2 protein-coding genes are annotated in these 879 nt (G+C 77.5%); both read right to left on the bottom strand.

Annotated features, from left to right (window positions below; genetic code table 11):
- Positions 1–289, bottom strand: a 289-nt coding sequence (locus ACVNF4_RS36525; RefSeq protein ID WP_461807107.1) for a HypC/HybG/HupF family hydrogenase formation chaperone, incomplete at its 3' end; no start/stop codon positions are given.
- 6 nt (positions 290–295) lie between these two features.
- Positions 296–879: Kae1-like domain-containing protein (locus ACVNF4_RS36530; protein WP_461807108.1), on the bottom strand; the 584-nt coding region annotated here is incomplete at its 5' end.

Below are 879 nucleotides of genomic sequence, written 5' to 3' on the forward strand. Positions count from 1 at the left end.
CGGCCCGCGGGGGCAGGGGGGCGCCGGGCCGTGGCGGCAGTGGTTCGCCGAGTTCGCCCTCGACGGCGCCGGCCATCGCGCGCAGCACGTCGAGGGTGCGCTCGGCCTCGGCCTCGTCGACCAGGGTGATCGCGAAGCCGACGTGGACGACGACGTAGGAGCCGACGTCCGCGTCGGGGACGCAGGTCAGGCACGCCTCGCGGCGCACCCCGCCGAAGTCGACGGTGGCCATGCGCAGTCCGGCGTCGTCATGGATCTCCAGGACGCGTCCCGGGATGCCGAGGCACACGGGGTCTCACCTCTTCTCGTGGCGGGCGAGCCGGGCGGCGGCGACCGCGGCCTGGCCGTAGCTGATGCCGCCGTCCCCGGCCGGGACCTCGGAGCCGACCAGGACCCGCAGTCCCTGGGCGTGCAGCCGGCGCCGTACCCCGGTCAGCAGGAGGCGGTTGGCGAAGCAGCCGCCGCCCAGGCACACCGTGCGCGGCGCCCCGTCGGCGACGGCGCGTGCGACGAGGTCGGCGGTGACGGCGGCGAGCGTCAGGTGGAAGGCGGCGGCCAGCCGGGGCACCGGCTCGCCGTCCAGGCGGCGGCGCAGCAGGTCGGTGAGGGTGGCGGTGGAGTCGTACACCCACAGTCCGCCCGCGCGCACGAGGCGGTGGTCGAGCGGCGCGGCGTGCTCGTCGCCCGCGGCCGTCTCCAGGAGGGCGGCGGCCTCGCCCTCGTAGGTGATCCGGTCGGCGAGGCCGAGCAGGCTCGCGGCGGCGTCGAAGAGGCGTCCGGCGCTGGAGGCGCGCGGGCAGTTGACGTCCCGCTCGACCATGGCCCGTACGGCGCCCGCCTCGGCCGGGTCCAGGCGGGCGGCGTAGGCCGCGGTGAGGT

The organism is Streptomyces sp. S6 (assembly GCF_054880855.1).